The 18,486-nt window shown below is 35.2% G+C and carries 17 protein-coding genes; 9 read left to right on the plus strand and 8 right to left on the minus strand.

Annotation, left to right across the window (positions count from 1 at the left end; all coding sequences use genetic code 11):
• Positions 1-434 precede the first annotated feature (434 nt).
• From JOC86_RS17010 to JOC86_RS17035, 6 genes are all read left to right on the plus strand, one after another.
• Entirely contained in the window at positions 435-1,730 is a 1,296-nt protein-coding gene (locus JOC86_RS17010; protein WP_205174097.1) for a glycosyltransferase, read from the plus strand.
• A gap of 53 nt (positions 1,731-1,783) precedes the next feature.
• Positions 1,784-2,554, plus strand: coding sequence for a sulfotransferase family 2 domain-containing protein (locus JOC86_RS17015; RefSeq protein WP_205174098.1), 771 nt, complete (start codon positions 1,784-1,786; stop codon positions 2,552-2,554).
• A 257-nt stretch (positions 2,555-2,811) separates the two neighbouring features.
• Positions 2,812-3,906 (plus strand): non-hydrolyzing UDP-N-acetylglucosamine 2-epimerase, encoded by a 1,095-nt coding sequence (gene wecB, locus JOC86_RS17020; protein WP_205174099.1) that lies wholly within the window; start codon positions 2,812-2,814, stop codon positions 3,904-3,906.
• Between the two features lie 10 nt (positions 3,907-3,916).
• Positions 3,917-4,885, plus strand: coding sequence for a polysaccharide biosynthesis protein (locus tag JOC86_RS17025; RefSeq protein WP_205174267.1), 969 nt, complete (start codon positions 3,917-3,919; stop codon positions 4,883-4,885).
• Positions 4,882-5,703: a dTDP-4-dehydrorhamnose reductase family protein gene (locus JOC86_RS17030; protein ID WP_205174100.1), complete on the plus strand. Its 822-nt coding sequence runs from the start codon at positions 4,882-4,884 to the stop codon at positions 5,701-5,703. The genes JOC86_RS17025 and JOC86_RS17030 overlap by 4 nt, the downstream gene beginning before the upstream one ends.
• On the plus strand, positions 5,704-6,594 hold the full coding sequence (locus tag JOC86_RS17035; protein ID WP_205174101.1) for an NAD-dependent epimerase/dehydratase family protein: 891 nt from the start codon (positions 5,704-5,706) through the stop codon (positions 6,592-6,594). It abuts the gene before it with no gap.
• 50 nt (positions 6,595-6,644) lie between these two features.
• Here JOC86_RS17035 and JOC86_RS17040 read toward each other — a convergent pair whose 3' ends face one another.
• From JOC86_RS17040 to sat, 5 genes are all read right to left on the minus strand, one after another.
• Positions 6,645-7,526 carry a glycosyltransferase family 2 protein gene (locus JOC86_RS17040; RefSeq protein ID WP_205174102.1) on the minus strand — a complete coding sequence of 294 codons (882 nt, stop codon included), beginning with the start codon at positions 7,524-7,526 and terminating at the stop codon, positions 6,645-6,647.
• A 111-nt stretch (positions 7,527-7,637) separates the two neighbouring features.
• A complete protein-coding gene (gene cysQ / locus JOC86_RS17045; RefSeq protein ID WP_205174103.1) occupies positions 7,638-8,414 on the minus strand; it encodes a 3'(2'),5'-bisphosphate nucleotidase CysQ in 777 nt (258 codons plus the stop codon).
• A 160-nt stretch (positions 8,415-8,574) separates the two neighbouring features.
• On the minus strand, positions 8,575-9,177 hold the full coding sequence (gene cysC / locus JOC86_RS17050) for an adenylyl-sulfate kinase (protein WP_205174104.1): 603 nt from the start codon (positions 9,175-9,177) through the stop codon (positions 8,575-8,577).
• Between the two features lie 22 nt (positions 9,178-9,199).
• Positions 9,200-10,960, minus strand: coding sequence for an SLC13 family permease (locus tag JOC86_RS17055; RefSeq protein WP_205174105.1), 1,761 nt, complete (start codon positions 10,958-10,960; stop codon positions 9,200-9,202).
• A gap of 18 nt (positions 10,961-10,978) precedes the next feature.
• On the minus strand, positions 10,979-12,139 hold the full coding sequence (sat, locus tag JOC86_RS17060; RefSeq protein WP_205174106.1) for a sulfate adenylyltransferase: 1,161 nt from the start codon (positions 12,137-12,139) through the stop codon (positions 10,979-10,981).
• Positions 12,140-12,326: 187 nt separating this feature from the next.
• Here sat and JOC86_RS17065 point away from each other — a divergent pair, with 187 nt between their 5' ends.
• Positions 12,327-13,553 (plus strand): hypothetical protein, encoded by a 1,227-nt coding sequence (locus tag JOC86_RS17065; protein WP_205174107.1) that lies wholly within the window; start codon positions 12,327-12,329, stop codon positions 13,551-13,553.
• A 132-nt stretch (positions 13,554-13,685) separates the two neighbouring features.
• Here JOC86_RS17065 and JOC86_RS17070 read toward each other — a convergent pair whose 3' ends face one another.
• Entirely contained in the window at positions 13,686-14,840 is a 1,155-nt protein-coding gene (locus JOC86_RS17070) for a coiled-coil domain-containing protein (RefSeq protein WP_205174108.1), read from the minus strand.
• A gap of 249 nt (positions 14,841-15,089) precedes the next feature.
• Here JOC86_RS17070 and miaB point away from each other — a divergent pair, with 249 nt between their 5' ends.
• Together miaB and JOC86_RS17080 are read left to right on the plus strand one after the other, a co-directional pair.
• Positions 15,090-16,655, plus strand: a complete 1,566-nt coding sequence (gene miaB, locus JOC86_RS17075) for a tRNA (N6-isopentenyl adenosine(37)-C2)-methylthiotransferase MiaB (protein ID WP_205174109.1) — start codon at positions 15,090-15,092, stop codon at positions 16,653-16,655.
• A gap of 1 nt (position 16,656) precedes the next feature.
• On the plus strand, positions 16,657-17,088 hold the full coding sequence (locus JOC86_RS17080) for a YlbF/YmcA family competence regulator (protein WP_205174110.1): 432 nt from the start codon (positions 16,657-16,659) through the stop codon (positions 17,086-17,088).
• Positions 17,089-17,284: 196 nt separating this feature from the next.
• Here the strand turns inward: JOC86_RS17080 and JOC86_RS17085 are convergent, their stop codons facing one another.
• On the minus strand, positions 17,285-17,557 hold the full coding sequence (locus JOC86_RS17085) for a hypothetical protein (RefSeq protein ID WP_205174281.1): 273 nt from the start codon (positions 17,555-17,557) through the stop codon (positions 17,285-17,287).
• An 87-nt stretch (positions 17,558-17,644) separates the two neighbouring features.
• Positions 17,645-18,376 (minus strand): class I SAM-dependent DNA methyltransferase, encoded by a 732-nt coding sequence (locus tag JOC86_RS17090; RefSeq protein WP_205174111.1) that lies wholly within the window; start codon positions 18,374-18,376, stop codon positions 17,645-17,647.
• Positions 18,377-18,486: the final 110 nt, after the last annotated feature.

Here is an 18,486-nt window from a genome sequence, read left to right on the forward strand (position 1 = left end):
CTAAATAAATAAGAAACTAGTAATACTTTATGCTTAGACTCGAATAGTTTATTGCTGTCTATATAATTTTCAAATAGGTGCAATTGTAAAGATAAAATAAGCAAACTAAACCTAGAATTATACATTATGATTGATTTGAAAATTGAAATATTTAAGGACATATATATAACTATTAATAGTAGATATCTATATCTATGAAGATTAATTTTATTAAATTGGGGGATTGGTTTTAAATGAAGGCAAAGTATCTTGTTATCTCTAGTGTAGGGGATACATCTTTACATTTATCCTGGGTAAAGCCGGCCAAACATAAAAGTTTCGACTTGGCTCTCATTTACTATGGAAATCAAAAGGGAAGATATAAGAATGATTGTGATTATTATTTTGAACGGAAAGGTACAAAGTATCGAAATGTTTACTATGCTTACTCCCAAATGAAAGAACGTTTTCAAGAATATGATGCTATCTGGATACCGGATGATGATATTCTTATAAACAGTGAAGAAATTATGAATTTTTTTAATATTATCAAGAGCTATGATCTATTGTTAGCCCAACCATCTTTAACTCATGATTCTTATATTGGGCACTGGAAGATAACTGAGCATCAAAATGGAAATATTTTAAGGTATACAAACTATGTGGAAATTATGGCACCTGGGTTTTCTAAGCTAGGATTTAAAACATGTATAGAAACTTTTCAGGAAAGTCACTCTGGATTTGGTCTTGATTTTACTTGGCCTCGCATAATGGGACTACCTAAAAATAAAATTGCTGTTATTGACGAGGTATTAATGAAGCATACTCGACCTTCTAAAACTGGAGATTTATATCCACAACTAATTGAAAATCCTATCAATGAAGGTAGAAGAGTTTGTTTAAAATATGGGATAAATTGGGATGATTGTCTAGTTGCAGAAACTTATGGAAGGGTAAAGTCTGAAAGAAGTAACTTAAATGTACAGAAAAATTCAATATGTTTTATCATTCCAACCACTACTAACAGAGAAAGGGTACTTTATAAGGTAGTTAAACATCTATTACGGGATATTCCTTTTCCTTTTAGCCTATATATTTATAATGACCGAGCTAATCCTTTAATTCCGGCACTAACAAGACTAATAAAGGCGGTGAAAAGAAATGATATTAAATTAGTGGTTTATAATGATACTGGGAAACTCAATAATAATAAAATAGGTGCTGGTGGCGCTCGGAACTTGATGTTTGAAGAGACAAAACTAAAGCACGATGTTGTCATTTCATTGGATGACGATATGCAGCTAAAACCTCAATGGGTTGAGAATGTAATTAATGCAATGAATAAATATCCAAAACACTGTGTTTTTACTGGGATAGTGAGGGGACAGGATGGGAAAATTCAATTTGCAGGTTCAAAATTTAAAATTAATAATAATACGCTCTATCGTTATGATCTCACTGATATGGAGTCAAAATATAAATTTACCGATTGGGGACCGATAGGTTGTATGGCTTTTTGTCGTTCTGCCTTAACAGAATCAGTCTATATTCCCCCTTTATACATTAGGGATGACGCCTCTTTTTATCTCTTACTACGTAAATTCGGAATAAATGAAACGGTAGTAGTATCTGATGCTGAATCCATACACAAACCGATTTCAGTGCCAAGCTCTAATTTGCGTTTAAAGGAAGAGCTGGAAAAAGAGCGTGGCTACTTTAGGAAATTGTATGGTTTAGAACTTGGTTACTAAAATGGAATTATTTATTTATCATAGTTACAATACAATGATTGGGAAGTGTCTTTATGCCGTTAGATGATCATGAAGTAATAGAAAGGTTAATAAGTTCTTATGTCCCTTTATATAATAAAGATTTTCCTCTAATTTTATTTTGGACTCCTAAAAGCGGATGTACAACCTTTAATAAATGGTTTTTTTTTCAAATAGGACTTTTAGATAAAGTAAACGCAATGAAAGAGGGTAAACCCCATAGTTATAGGAGTTATATATACAGAGAAGAACCTAAATATTCACAACAGATAACACTAAACCTGTTAGAATCTAAAAAGGATACGTATAAACTTGTTCGTAATCCTTATAAAAGAGCGGTTAGTTCTTTTTTGCATACACTCAGTCATACATGGCTTAAAAGTGTATTTCATAGTTATGTAAATGACGGTTTATCCTTTAAGCAATATTTACATCATCTTAAACAATTAGGTTCAAGTGTCTATAAATTAGATCGACACATTGCACCTCAATATATAGAAGGTGAAGAGCGATTTATAAATAATTATATCCAATTGGAGGAATTCACCAAGCGTATTAGAGAGATTGAAATGAAATATAACCTATTAAATGCTCCTCTTTCTGAACTTTCGAAATCCTCACATCACTTTTCTGATCGGATGACAGTTAAAGGTGATTATGCTGAAAAAGCTCTTACGAAAGATTCCTTTAATGGGATGTTCCCAACTTATGATAGCTTTTACAATAAAGAAACAATAGAGTTGGTTAAGGAAATATTTAAGAAGGATTTTGAGATGTATAGGTACAAGAAAAGTTACCACCTTTAAAGGTTAATAGTTATTCTTATAAGTTAATTTTCTAAAAAATCGTCCTCTTATATGTTTTATAGGAGGGCGATTTTTTTGGGGGCTAAATCAATTGAAAACTCTTATAGCTTATAGGAATTGACATGATTAAATATTATTCTTTCTTTCAATTTTTCTAAGGACAAAAGCCTTTTTTGAAAACAGAGAGAGATGTCTAGGACAGGAACTGTGTTTAATCATAAATATATAAAAGAGAGGGAACAAAGGAGAGGGGATTAATGAAAGTATTAACTGTACTAGGAACAAGGCCGGAAGTTATTAGATTGAGCATAATTATAAATAAATTAGATGAATTGGCAGATAAGCATATACTTGTTCATTCCGGTCAGAATTTTACTCATTCCTTGAACGGCGTTTTTTTTAAGGAACTAGGAATCCGCAATCCAGACTATACGTTATCGACAAAGCAACAAACCTTGGGAGAACAACTTTCTTCATTATTTTCTGGTTTAGAAAAAATTCTTCTTAAAGAAAAGCCAGATAAAGTTCTAGTTTTAGGGGATACAAATAGTGGATTAAGCTCCATATTGGCTGAGAGACAGATGATTCCTGTTGTACACATGGAGGCAGGTAATCGTTGTTTTGACCTAAATGTTCCTGAGGAGAAAAACCGAAAAATCATCGATGCCATTTCATCTTTTAATCTTGTATACACTCCATATAGTAAAAATAATCTACTTAGAGAAGGAATGACTCCTAGTAGAATCATAATCTGTGGAAATCCTATTTATGAAGTACTCACACATTATGATAAACAAATCACAAATAGTCGTATTTTAAAAGATCTAAAGCTTCAAGTACAAGATTACTTTCTAGTAACGATTCATAGAGCAGAAAACGTAGACAATTCAAGACATTTGAAAAATATTGTTAATGCATTGAATACATTAGCAGACACCTACAAAAAAAGAATCATTTTCAGTACCCATCCTAGAACAAGATCTAAGCTAGATCAAGCTCAAAACATTCCTCTTAATCCTTTAATTGAATTTCACGAGCCCTTTGGTTTTTTTGATTTTGTCAAATTGGAGAAAAATGCTCTATGTGTGTTGACTGACAGTGGCACAGTCCAAGAAGAATGCTGTATTTTTCATGTACCAACTGTAACGGTTAGAAAAACAACAGAAAGGCCGGAGACTGTGGATTGTGGAAGTAACTTTATATCTGGTTTGGAAGAGAGCAATATCATTGATGGAGTTAAAGTAATGATTTCGAGATCAACAAATTGGGAATGTCCCTCTGAGTATCTTGATTTAAACGTATCCGATAAAGTGATTAACATTATCTTAGGAGGTTCAGAAATTGTTTACTAATAAAACGATTATGGTAACAGGTGGAACAGGGTCATGGGGGCATGAATTGGTTGCCCAATTATTGGACAAAGGTCCAAAGGAAATTCGTATTTTTTCAAGAAATGAAACAGGTCAAGTATCAACGAAACAGAAGTTTGAAAATAACCCAAAGCTTAAATTCGTAATTGGGGATGTACGAGATAAGGAAGCAGTCTTAGAAGCTTGTGAGGGAGTCGATTATATCTTTCATCTGGCTGCATTAAAGCATGTACCTGTTTGTGAATTCCAACCGCTTGAAGCATTAAAGACAAATGTGATTGGTACTCAAAATATTATAGAAGCTGCGATAGCAAAAGAGGTAGAAAAAGTCATCAATATTTCAACGGACAAAGCTGCGAATCCATCAAACTTTTATGGGTTTACGAAAGCTATGGGCGAAAAGCTTATTATCAACGCAAATGTCCTTACAAATAAAACGAAATTTGTATGTGTCCGAGGTGGGAATGTCCTTGGAACGAACGGAAGTGTCATACATGTATTTAAGCATGGTATTAAATATAAATCAAAAATTGGTATTACCGATAAAAAAATGACCCGTTTCTTTTTGACGATCAAGGATGCTATTAAACTATTGTTTAAAGCAACCTATGAAAGTCATGGAGGGGAGATTTTTGTCATGAAAATGCCTACCTGTAAAATCCTTGATTTAGCTCAGGTATTAATTGATGAGTATGCAGATGGAGAGGTCATGATTGAAGAATCTGGGATTCGGCCAGGGGAGAAGCTGCATGAAATCCTGTTAACAGAGTTTGAGAGTCATAATACGATTGCCTATGACAACGAGTACTTTGTTATTCTGCCAACAATCCCAATAGACGGATTAAAAGAATATTATAAGGACTTTGCAAAAGTAGATTTAGATACTTATAGTTCCAGTGACAATATCATCTCTTATGATGAAATCAAAGCCATGCTTAAGGATGGAGGTTTTCTAGAATGAAAATCCTCGTTCTTGGCGGACAAGGAATGGCTGGCCATGTAATGACCGATTACATGATAAACAAAGGACATTCAGTGTTGTATACAATTAGAGGGAAGGATGATGATAAAGGAATTTCCTTAGACGTGAGAGACTTAGATAATGTAAAAAAAGTAATTCTAGATTATACACCTGATATTGTCATTAATGCAGTGGGAATTCTGAATGAAAATGCCGAAAATCATGTGATAGATGCGGTGAAAGTTAATAGTCTTCTTCCGCATGTTATAGTGGATGTCCTTGATTCTTATGGGGGAAAGCTTATTCATATTAGTACAGATTGTGTTTTTTCTGGTGAAAAGGGGTCTTATACTGAAGAAGATCATACCAATGGTTACAATGTTTATTCTAAAACAAAAGCGTTAGGTGAAGTTAGAAAATCCCCCCATTTAACGGTAAGAACATCTATTATTGGTCCAGAACTGAAAGAAAATGGTATTGGTTTACTACAATGGTTCTTAAAACAAAAGGGTACGATAAAAGGTTTTGAACAGGTATATTGGAACGGAGTAACCACTTTGGAGCTTGCAAAAGCAATTGATAAACTAATTGAAAACAATGTAACGGGACTTTATCATCTATGTACAGATGGAAGGATTTCGAAATATCAATTACTTTTATTATTCAAAAAAACGTTTAATAAGAAAGATGTTACTATAATCCCTTCGTCACTCCCTTCACACGATCGTTCTTTATTGCATACGAGAAAGGACTATAAATATGGAGTGAAGGACTATCCAGCCATGTTAAAAGAGCTGTATGAATGGATGAACAAGTAAATGAAAAGAATTCTAATAACGGGTGCAACCGGGTTTACAGGTGTTAATGCATGTGGGTATTTTGCGGAAATAGGTTATGAAGTATATGGAATGGTTCATAAGAAAATCCCTAAGGATGGTAAAGCCAATTACGTTTCTTGTGATCTTATGAATAGTGAAGAGGTAGAAGAAGCTCTTAAAAATATCCAGCCTCATTATGTGTTACATTTAGCGGGACAAAATCATAGTGGTAGATCTTGGGAGGAACCGATTTCCACCTTTATGGCCAATGTAAATGGTACTTTAAATTTACTAGAAGCAGTACGACACTATTCACCAAATGCTGATATCATTGTGGTAGGATCTGTTATAGACTTTAATCCTTGTTCGTTATCAAAGCCTAATCATCCCTATGGACTTTCAAAATATGTTCAAACACTTTTATCTACAAGTTGGAGTTCATTATATGATCTTAATATTAAAATTGCTAGACCCTCGAATTTAATTGGACCAGGCCCCTCCAACGGAATTTGCTCTCTCCTTGCAAGAAAAATTGCCATGAACGAAAAAAAGTATACAAGCGAAGGTTTTCACTTTCATAATATTCTGGATCAGCGAGACTTTCTAGATGTGAGAGATGCTATCAGAGCATATCATTCGATCTTTAAATACGGTCAAAACGTTAAATCTTATAATATTGCTTCAGGAAAAGACAGAACAATATTAGAAGTGGTGAGAGCATTTAAATTCCTCTCCGTTGCTGATTTGGAGATTACTACAGATTTTTTTCAACGTCAAGAACCGATGTACGTTGATATAAAAGAGATAAAATTATTAGGATGGGAACCTAAGTATACTTTTCAAGAAAGTATAAAGGAGACATTAAATTTCCATAGGGGGGAGGTATTTTAGTGCCTACAAGCTTTTGAAAATAGATTTCATGTTTTCAAAAGCTTGACTGTTTAAAACGAAATTCTAAACTTCCTAAACAATTCATCAATTTGCATTTTTCTTCTCTTTTCATACAACTTTTTTTTACTGAGGACACCATCATTTAATACTCTATTTTCTATTACAGCTGGCGAGTTATGAATGATTAGGGATTTTGTTTTTTGAATTCTATCTGAATCAAAATGAAGATAGGCCATTCTCATTAAATTATAATAAGTACCTTCATATTGTACGTTATAAGGGTGGTGCGTTCTAAATAAATGCAGAATTTTAACAGATGGTTCACAGTGACATCGGTAACCGAAAAGCCAAAGTTTCAAGGAAATTTCTACATCCTCATGACCCCAAGTAGCAAAGCCTGTTTCAAATCCACCAATCTCATCAAAGACTTTTTTAGATAGGACGATACATGCTCCAGGTAAGATGGCGGTTTCAAAAAGATATCTCTTTTTTGGGTTCCATTTAATTCTTAGGTTGGAATTTAGTGACTGCCCATACCCGACAACCTTTGGGTCATCAAGCGAAGCGATTGCCGGACATACGGCATCAGAAAGGTTAGATAGGATAGGGAAAATAAGACGGTCAAGCCAAAAGTTTTCAAAGGTCATATGGGCATCACAAAAAACAAGGTATTCATATTTGGCTCGTGAAGCACCTAAATTTCTTGCATTGGCAGGCCCGATCCCATTTGTTCTAATATATGTTATATTCTTATTATGAACATAGGTTTTAATAAAATGACATCCGTTATCTGTCGAAGCATCATCCACGATTATGGCTTCGAATGGGATGTTTGTTTTCACAGAGAATAATGAATCTAAAGTCATCTTTACATTTTTTCCTTCATTTCGGACAGGGAAAACAACGGATATTCTTGGAGGCTCCTTACCCATTAATCTCTCTCCTTTTACATACATTCTCATTTAGTTTATGAAGTTTTAACGTTTCTGTTCCAATAAAGAAAGAGGCTGCCCGCCAAAGGACAACCTCTATACTCATTTAGTCTATTTCCTTTTACAGATAAATGAAGGATTTCTTAAGCATTCTTTGTTATAGAGTAACGGTCTTTGTGATTCATCATTCATAACATGGCCGCCTGCTTCCTCTACAATGATCTGCCCTGCAGCCGTATCCCACTCCATTGTAGGAGCGAGCCTTGGATAAAAATGTGCCATTCCTTCAGCTACATAGCAGAATTTTAATGAACTGCCGACAGAAATTAATTCAATTTCACCTTCATTTTTTTGTAGTGAGTTTATGAACTCTTTTGTATTTTCTGTAATATGGGATCGGCTAATAATGGCAGTTGTTTTCTTTTGGGTGTAAATAGGAAGTTTAACAGACTCATTCATGAAATTTTTTGTTTTATGTGGATCGGTTAATTTAAATGCACCTTTTTGTTTTTCGGCAAAATATAGAAGGTCAAGTGCTGGTGCATATACAACACCTAATACAGATGTATTATTATTAATTAGAGCAATATTTATGGTGAATTCACCATTTCGTTTTATAAACTCCTTGGTCCCGTCTAATGGATCAATTAGCCAAAATGTTTTCCAATTTACTCTTTCATTAAATGGAATATGGTGCCCCTCTTCACTCAAGATTGGATAATGTGGTGTAAGTCTCTTTAATTTTTCAGTAATTAGTGTATGGGATTTTTGATCGGCTAAAGTAAGAGGAGAGTGATCGGTTTTATGCTCCACCTCTATTGGGGATTGATATACATCTAAGACCTCTTTTCCTGCTTGTAAGGCAATGGAAATCATGTTTTCTATCATTTTTTACCTCCTGGTTCTTTTGTTAATTGAAAGGGCCTGTCAAAAAGGGGGCAGGAACCACTATGATTGTCGATATATAGAAGGTGTCCTTAAGGTTTTCTTCTACATATTGAAGTTGTGGTTCCTGATATCTTTGTTTTTAGGTAGCCACATGTTCTTTTTAAATTGAGAGATAATGGTTCTTTTTTAAATAAGAAATAATTTGATCAACTGACTCATCAACGGAGTTTTTTTCGGTATCAAGGATGATTTCCGCTGTATATGGTTCTTCATATGGTGAATGGATACCTGTGAAATCTTTAATTTGACCTTTTCGAGCCTGTTTATAAAGCCCCTTTGGATCTCGAGCTTCACAAGCTTCAATACTAGCCTTAACATGTATCTCAATAAATTCACCTTCAGCAAATAATGACCGTACTTGATCGCGGTCTTTCCTGAAAGGAGAAATAAATGCTGTAAGGGTCAATACTCCTGCATCAACAAATAGCCGAGAAACTTCTCCAATCCTTCTTATGTTCTCAAGCCGATCTTCATCTGAAAACCCGAGATCATGATTCAAGCCATGACGGACGTTGTCACCATCGAGTCGATAGGTCCTAACCCCTAATTCATGTAGTTTCTTCTCTAGCTCAACAGAAATAGTAGACTTTCCTGAGCCGGATAATCCAGTAAACCATAGTGTAGCACTTAGATGTTTATTTAATTTTTGTCTTTGATCTTTCGTAACTTTTCCTTCATGCCAGGTAATATTATTGGCTTTCAATAATGACACTTCCTTTCGAGCATTACCGTAAGAAATAGACGATCGTAACCGTCGTGATCATGACAAGAATATTCAGTGGAATACCGATTTTTAAAAAGTCTTTGAACTGGTATCCACCTGGTCCATAAACGATCAAATTGGTTTGATAGCCAATGGGTGTGGCAAAGCTTGCAGATGCGGCAATTGCGACAATGATGGATATGGAGATTGGATCAATCTTCATTTTATCAGCAATCTCAATGGCGATGGGAAACATGAGAACCGCAGCAGCATTATTTGACATCATCTCAGTAAAGAGATTGGTCAATAAATATACGCTAAGAAATACTGCGAACATACCGATAGGTTCTGTCAGATGAATGAGTAAATCTGCAATGGCATTGGCTACCCCAGAATTTATAAGGGCTGCACCAATACCAAATGAAGATGCAACAAGAAGAAGAACGTTCCATTGTATGAATGCTTTTGCTTCTGGCGGAGTAATGACTTTAAAAATGATGAGAAGCATGGTTGCTATTGACATCGCGGTAACCATTTGAATGAACCCTAGGGACACCAACAATATCATGAAACCTAATAATGCGATTGAGAACCAGCCTTGTATTAATTGGCTTTTCGTTTTGATATTCTTGGAGGTTGAAGTAATAAAGTAAAAATCATTTTGAATGACATTTTTATTAAATTCTGTTCCCGTTACCATCAATAAAATATCTCCAGGCTTTAAAACGATGTCTCCAATTTTCGTTTTCAATCGCTGATTTTTACGATGGACAGCAATAACAGCCGCATTATGCCTGCTCCTGAAATTTGTATCCTTTATTTTCTTATGAAGGAGTGAGGAATAATGGGATACGACAGCTTCTACAAGACGATGGTGATTTTTTGGAAAGTGAGAACCTTGACTTGTTTGTAAATTCAGTCCTTTTTTGTTTTGGAGTTCCGTGATGGTTGTAATATCTCCGGTAAAAAGTAATCGATCATGTTCCTTCAACTTCGTCAGGTTGGATACAGGGGCTATCTGCTCTTGCTCACGGAGAATACTAACTAAATACAATCCTTTTAAACTTCGTAAACGTGCTTGTTCAACGGATTGACCAATATAGGGGAAGTCTTTTGTAATCAGAATCTCCCCCGTATACTCCCTGATGGCTTCAACCTTATTCATAACAGCTAACCTTCTATCAGGTAGGAGGCTACTACTAAAAAAGAATAGGTAGGTTAAACCAACAATTGTAATCGGAATTCCCACAATAGCCGGCTGGAAAAATGAAAACCCATCCAAACCCTCATCAATAAGGAGTCCATGCACAACTAGATTCGTCGAAGTACCTATAATGGTAATCGTTCCTCCAAGAATGGTGGCATAAGACAATGGAATTAAAAACTTGGACGGAGAAAGGCCTTTTTCTTCGCACCATTTTCTTATCATGGGGGTAAATGCAATGACAATAGGGGTATTGTTCATAAAAGCTGATAGGAATGAAATGGGGAATAATAGTTTACCAAGAATATGTTTACTAGTCGATGAATTACGCAAAAATTGATGGAAAGCCCCATCAACAATACCGCTCTTTTGAATACTTCCAGCTAAAATAAATAAGAGCCCTATCGTGAGCACACCTTCGTTTGAGAAGCCTTTTGTCGCTTCAACGGGAGAAATCACTCCTGTTACTAAATAGAGAATAACTGTTGAAGCTAGAATAACCTCTGGTCGTTCAATTTCAAACAAAAGCCCCAAAAGCATAAGAATGGTTGTAAAGAGCACAAAGTAGAATTCTAACATGATGACTTCTCCTTAAAGTCAAATATCCGATTTTTCATTTTGGTTGAGTTCTTTCATTAAAATAGTAACCACTTCTGGTCTTGAAAACTCTTTCGGTGGAAATTGTCCACTTCTTAACATTGCTCTTACTTTTGTACCGCTTAAATGAATATGATTTTCTACTGGATGTGGACATGTCTTTGATGTAGCCATACAAGAACATTTAGTGCAATAAAAGGCATGCTCAAACTTTAAAATTTCAATTCCTAGTTCATCTTTCCTGAACTGATTGAAAATCTCCTGTGATTCATACGTTCCATAGTAGTCTCCTACACCCGCATGATCACGACCGACGATAAAATGGGTGCAGCCAAAATTCTTTCTAACAATGGCATGGAATACTGCTTCACGAGGGCCAGCATATCGCATGGCAGCAGGGAACACCGAGAGAAAAACTCGATCTTTAGGGTAGTATTCCTGCATTAGTGCTTTATAGCTTTTCATTCGAATATTAGCTGGGATATCATCTTTTTTCGTATCTCCGACAAGTGGATGTATTAAAAGTCCATCGACATTTTCAAGAGCGGTTTTTTGAAGGTATTCATGCGCTCTATGAATAGGGTTGCGAGTTTGAAAGGCAACGATCGTTTCCCAGCCTAACTCTTGAAAAATTTTCCTTAATTCAAATGGTGTTTTGTAATCCTCGGAGAATGTTAGCGGCTGATTTAATAATGTAATAGGTCCAGCTAAATAAACTTCCTCTTTTTCAAATGTCTTAATGACTCCTGGGTGCTTCTGATCAAGCGTTTTATAAACAAATAGTGCTTCTGCTTCTTTACTGTATTCATACATTTCCTCAATTAGCATTAACCCATAAATGTTTCCATCTTCTCCTTTTAGGTTTACCGTTTCACCAAGTGATAGAGTGTTTTTTTTATCTTTGGAAACCGGAAGGGTAATAGGTAAACTCCAGATCGTACCATCTGATAACCTCAAATCTTTCAAAACACTTAAATAATCTTTTTGGCCCATAAATCCTGTCAATGGACTAAATGCACCATTCGCTATTAGTTGTAGATCAGATAGACTCCAAGAGTTTAACGTAATGGATTGTAGTGTAGCGGATTGTTGCAATAAACGTTCTCGATCTGCATCGGTTGCAATTCGATTAACCAACTTTCCTCCATGTGGCGTGATCATCGGAATAGTCTCCTTTCGTGAAAATGGCAATAATAGATATGTTATTAGTTTATGAGAGTGTGAATTGATAGGGGAGGGCAGAGGATTAAAACAAGCACCAGCCTAATGATTTTATAAATTTGATTTCATAGATTGGATGATCCACTCATATGATAAATAGAATAAATATCTAATTAGGGTGATTGCTGTGGATATTAATCTTAAGATCAATGGTAAAGCGAAAGGGACTGTACCATATGGATCTATCGCGTCCCTTCAGCTATTCTGTGTTCAACATAACCTTGAGACAGACTGGAATGAAGAGCAAGGGACATTTGAAATTAGAAGTAGGCTAAAAGGGAAGAAGGTATGGGTACTTGTTAATACAGGTAATGAGGAATATGATGAGGAAATCTTAAATAAAATGAACCTTTTTCTTCAACATTACGGAATCGAGATTACTAGAGCAGAGAAAAAAAGATATTCTGAAGGTGATTTGTTTGTTGATTTACAAGCGATTTATCAACAAATCGAGAATACGGAAATCGCATTAGGAACAAATAAACGATTAAAAACAGTTGACGCAAGGGAAAACTTTAAACCTTATCTCCCACAAGTTGTGTTCAAAGGATACTATTATCTTGAAAATGACCTAACTCATGATATCCCTCATCTTCAATGTAAGGTTCGATTTTCAGAACACAATCGTTTTTTTACATCAGAGCTTCCCATTCTTTTATCTAATTGCATCGTAAAGTTTATTCTTCAAAGTGATCAAGCTAGTTTCATTGATTTAAATATAGATAGATTACTCATGCCATTTTCATTAAAAGAAGCTGAGGGAAAGAACGTAGTTACGAGTGAAAATGAGTTGTCAGCCAAAAATAAGAATAGGAAGAAAGAGGACAGTCAAGAGGATAGGGATTATTTAGAGGCAAAGCGAAAAAAGGCTTCAAAAATGAAAGAGAAAAGTCAGAAAGCAGAAGTATATTTTGACTACAATGTTATGCCGAACAGAGAGCTCGATCGCTATTCTGTTAAAGCGGATTTTCTCATAAAGAATACAGGGAACACTGAATTACTGAATCCTAAGGTCTGTTTTAGAATGGACCCTACAGATAAAATCGAAATAGGCGGGCAAATTCTTCCACCGGAAATGAGCGAGATTTTCTCTGTACAAGGGAATCAAGGTGCACAAGGTTGGCAGTATATGGGGAAGGATTGGCTAGAAAAGGCTTATGAAACAGGTGAATATTGGATCGAATCCGTTCAAGATCTCACCATTATGCCAGACGAATCTGCCGTTATAGAGGGAATTCAATTTACAATTGAATCTTTAGAGAAACAAGATGTGGCGACCATTGTTGGATTTGTTTATTTTAATAATCAAAGACTACAAGTAAGTTCTAACAATAAAATAATGATTTCGTTTTAATGTTAATAAAAAAAGTCCGACTCCACATGCGATCTTACCTGGAAGCCCAGACATAATACAAAACACTCCCGTATATTTTGCATATCTTATGCCTTTAACTTTTAAGTTCGACCAAATGTGGTGACGGACTTTTTAGTCATTTTTTTGTTTCTGATTATTATAAGGCTGAGCTCCACGTATTTCATGTAGAGTATTTTGGCGTTTCATGATAAATTGTGCTTGACTACGTTTTTGCTTCTCAACAAAATCCTTCATTTCAAAAAGGTTAAGGGACATTTTATCATTATGATCCCGTATCGAATTTAATTGCTCGACTAAAAGGGAAAACTTTTCATCTACAGCATGAAACCCTTTTAGTACTTTTTCTTTGTAGTCCTTGTAATCGTTCAAATTAGAAATTTGATCTTTTTCAATAGCTTCTAATTTTTTCTCCTGTTGTCTGGTCGTTCGATCAATATCCGCAAATTGATTTGAAAGCCACCATTCATTTTCTTCAAATTGTTTTTTATATGCTTCGATAATTTCCCAAAAGAAATCGACCTTCATTTTTTCTGCTTCAATAAGCTGTTGTTTTGCCTCATTAAATTTCTCGTGAAGATGCTTTCTCTCAGAAAGTAGTCGCTCTAAGTTCTGTGATTTTTCAAGGAGTTGATCGAGGAGTTCTCTCTTGGTTTTTTCTGAGAGCTCTAGTGCAGCCTTTAGATCTTTAAGATGTGCTTCTTTTGATTGAACATCAGAAATTAATTTTTCTTTTTCCATGTTCTCCTTTGCAAGCTGCTGTTCGAGTTTTTTCTTTAAAGTGGACAACTCCTTCATTTCTAATCGCTGTAATTCCATACTTTCCTTCATCTTTAAAAATTGTTCATCCTGGAGTTCTAAATCTTTTTTTAAAGAATCAATTTCGTTCTGGCATGAAAGTAATTCTTGGTCAACTTCATGTTTATGATCGTTAATTGCATTTATTATTAAGGCTTTCTCATAGAGTTCATCTTGCTGGTTCTGTAATTTAACCTCTAACCGATATTGGGTATCGAGAAGTATGTTTTTTTCTTTGAGAAGTTCCTCTTCAAACGCTTCGTTCACCTTTAATTGTTCTTCAGCATTTGTGAGCTTATCTTGTAATAAATTGTTTTCTGCTTGAAGTGATACGTTTTTTTGGTGAAGATATCGACTTTGGAGTTCTTCTACTAGTTTTTTATAACGCATTAATTCAGATTTTAAAAAAATGGTATCTTGTTGATAAATAGTATAAAAGGGAGTATCCCCTTCTTGTTTCTTAATTTTCATCTCCCCCTTTGGGACTTTTCCTTATATCACGATATGCATTAAGGGAATTAAGAGTGACAAACATCCAGTTTAGAATGAAAGGGATAAAATGATAAATTTTATATAAAAATCAACAGTTTAATCAATTTGTTGTGCATATAGGGTAAAACCTTTATACTAATGTAATGGGCAAACACAATTGATAAATAGGTAAACAGTTTGTGTAACTGTTTTATTATAATGATTTAATAGGTAGAAAGGGGATTATTCATGAACGAAGAACAACGTAAACAAGGTCAACTTGTAGAGTCTGCAAATCCTTCGGACAAAAAATCTGAAAAGGATTATAGCAAGTACTTCCAAAGTGTATATATTCCACCCTCTTTAAAAGAGGCAAAAAAGCGTGGTAAAGAAGAGGTAAAATATCATAATGATTTTGATATTCCGATAGAATTTAAAGGTTTAGGGGAAGGCAAGAAGTTCTACATTCGAACGTACGGCTGTCAAATGAACGAACATGATACAGAAGTAATGGCTGGAATATTCATGGCACTTGGGTATGAAGCAACCAATACAACTGAAGATGCTGATGTCATTCTTCTTAACACATGTGCGATTCGTGAAAATGCAGAGAATAAAGTGTTTGGTGAAATTGGTCACTTAGTTCATTTGAAAAGAGAAAACCCTGAATTATTAATTGGTATTTGTGGGTGTATGTCTCAAGAAGAATCGGTTGTAAACCGAATTCTGAAAAAGCATCGCCATGTAGATATCATCTTTGGTACACACAATATCCATCGTTTACCAAACATTCTTAAAGATGCTTATATGTCCAAGGAAATGGTTGTGGAAGTTTGGTCGAAGGAAGGGGACGTCATTGAGAACCTCCCTAAAGTTCGACGTGGGAACATTAAAGCATGGGTAAATATTATGTACGGCTGTGATAAGTTCTGTACGTATTGCATTGTTCCATATACACGGGGAAAAGAACGTAGCCGCCGCCCTGAAGAAATCATCCAAGAAGTGCGTCAACTAGCAGCGCAAGGGTATCAAGAAATTACCCTGCTTGGACAAAATGTTAATGCTTACGGTAAAGATTTAGAAGACATCGATTATGGTCTTGGACAATTAATGGATGATTTACGTAGTATTGACATCCCAAGGGTTCGATTTACGACAAGTCATCCGCGTGACTTTGATGATCATTTAATAGAAGTATTAGCAAAAAAAGGAAACTTAGTTGAACATATTCACTTACCAGTACAGTCTGGGTCAACGGATGTTTTAAAAATCATGGCTCGAAAATATACCCGTGAACAGTTTTTAGAGCTTGTTCGTAAAATTAAAGCAGCGATTCCAGATGTATCGCTTTCAACAGATATTATTGTAGGGTATCCAAATGAAACGGATGAGCAGTTTGAAGAAACATTATCACTCTATCGTGAAGTTGGTTTCGAAGCTGCCTATACGTTCATTTATTCCCCGCGAGAAGGAACACCTGCAGCAAAAATGAAAGATAATGTTCCGATGAGTGTGAAAAAAGAAAGGTTACAACGTTTAAATGCTTTAGTGAATGAATTTTCAGCTGAAGCCATGAAGAAATACGTTGGACAGGTTGTTGAGGTATTAGCAGAAGGGGAAAGCAAAAATAATCCTGATATCCTGGCTGGATATACAAGGAAAAATAAGCTCGTCAACTTTAAAGCACCGAAAACAGTGATTGGTAAGCTTGTAAAAGTAAAAATCACGGAAGCAAAATCATGGTCACTAAATGGTGAAATGGTCGAGGCAGGACCAATTGGAGCAGAGTTTCAAGAAGCTGAAGAGGTGAAATAACATGGCAAAATACACAAAAGACGATATTATCGCACGAGCAGAAGACTTGGCGAAAATGATTTCAGAAACAGAAGAAGTTGATTTCTTCAAAAAAGCAGAAGCACAAATTCATGAAAATCAAAAAATACGTGAGAAAATTGCAAGTATTAAAAGCTTACAAAAACAAGCCGTTAACTTTCAACACTATGGAAAAGTGGAAGCCTTGAAAATGGTTGAAGAAAAGATTGATAAGCTTGAAAAAGAATTGGATGATATTCCAGTTGTGCAGGAATTCAAACAATCTCAGATTGATGTCAATGATTTACTTCAAATTGTTGCCTCAGCCATATCTAATTCCGTTACAGACAATATTATCACATCGACAGGTGGAGACTTATTACGTGGGGAAACAGGAGCTAATGTGAAAAATTCAACACCTGGCAGTTGTTCTTAATGAACGATAAAGCCGATCCTTAGGGGTCGGTTTTTTTGTTAGACATTCTTAAAATATAATGGTTTTCGTAATGATTTTGTTATTGAAGACGTAGCCTGAATATACTTCGGACACCATAGGGTTACCCGTGCTTCCTTTCTACGATACTGGGTCATACTTTGACCACTGTTCCCGCAGGAGTCTATGTGTAATTAGGCTACTCAATGCTTCTAAAATGTATATCCGACTTATCTCGATAGCTACAAACTTTTAAAAAACAGCCCAATATAAAAACGATTCCCTTTTCATTTTCTGAATCGAGGAATCGTTTTTTATGTTTTTTACGGTTTCGTAGTAAAAGTTCACTCTTTGTTTTCGTTTTTCTTTCATGTGTACTAAATGATGGTTGTTGGTTTCTGAAGAGCGATGCATCTTTACCGTTATTCCGGAGAAGATGATCTCTCTTTTTTCTCGCCTTGCTTTTAGCCAAGAACACTCACCTCTTCGTTTCATTTTCCTAAGAATATTAGGGTTTCTCCATTATAAAGGATAATTATGAAAAGAAGAAGGCTTATGTTTATTTTTGAAGTGAGAGGATTAAGAATAGAGGTATTCTTTGCCTTCGTTGGTATTCTTCTTTATTAGTAAAGAATTTTTGTTCTGGTTTTCCTTCTTTTATCCCTTTAAGAGTGAAGCCACAGTTAAGGGCGGCTGATATGTATTCTTCAATTGTACGATGGTGTTTGACAACGGAATGCTCCATCCAACTTTCTATACGTTCGCCACTTCTAAAGTAGTGATCGACTAACCAATGTCCCCGTTTTTCTTTTCCATTATGGTGACTCATATATGACGTGATGACTGGATGTTGTACACTTAACACAAAATGGCCGCCTGGAACCAGTGATCCATGGATTTTATTGAAAAGCGGTTGAATTTCAGGTAAATAATGAAACACGAGTCGAGAGGTAATGAGGTTAAATTGGTTTTTTTCAAATTTCACTTCATCTAGGTTTTGACATACAATTGAAGATGAGAGTCCATGTAAATTTTTATTAGCTAATTCAGCCATATTTTCAGACCCGTCGATTCCTTTATAAAAGGAAGCCCCTTGTTCTAAAAGCTCTTTTCCAAACAATCCATCTCCACAACCTAAATCTAAAATTTTACTTCCTTCGAGGTTTGGGAGTAGTTCCATGATTGCTGGTTTTTCAATTGCATTATTGGGGCTATCCGCTCTCATTTTCCTTTTAATAAATGTTTCAAAAAAATCCTGTTCGTCATAAGCACTTGACCCTTTATGCTCCATCCCTTATTCCCCCTTTAGGGTATTTTAACTATCTCACCATAAAGTGTGCATAAATCGATTTGGGAACATTCATTATTTTTCCGCATACAATGAACTATCTCAAAAACAAT

This window comes from Rossellomorea pakistanensis, assembly GCF_016908495.1.
Taxonomy (GTDB): Bacteria; Bacillota; Bacilli; order Bacillales; family Bacillaceae_B; genus Rossellomorea; species Rossellomorea pakistanensis.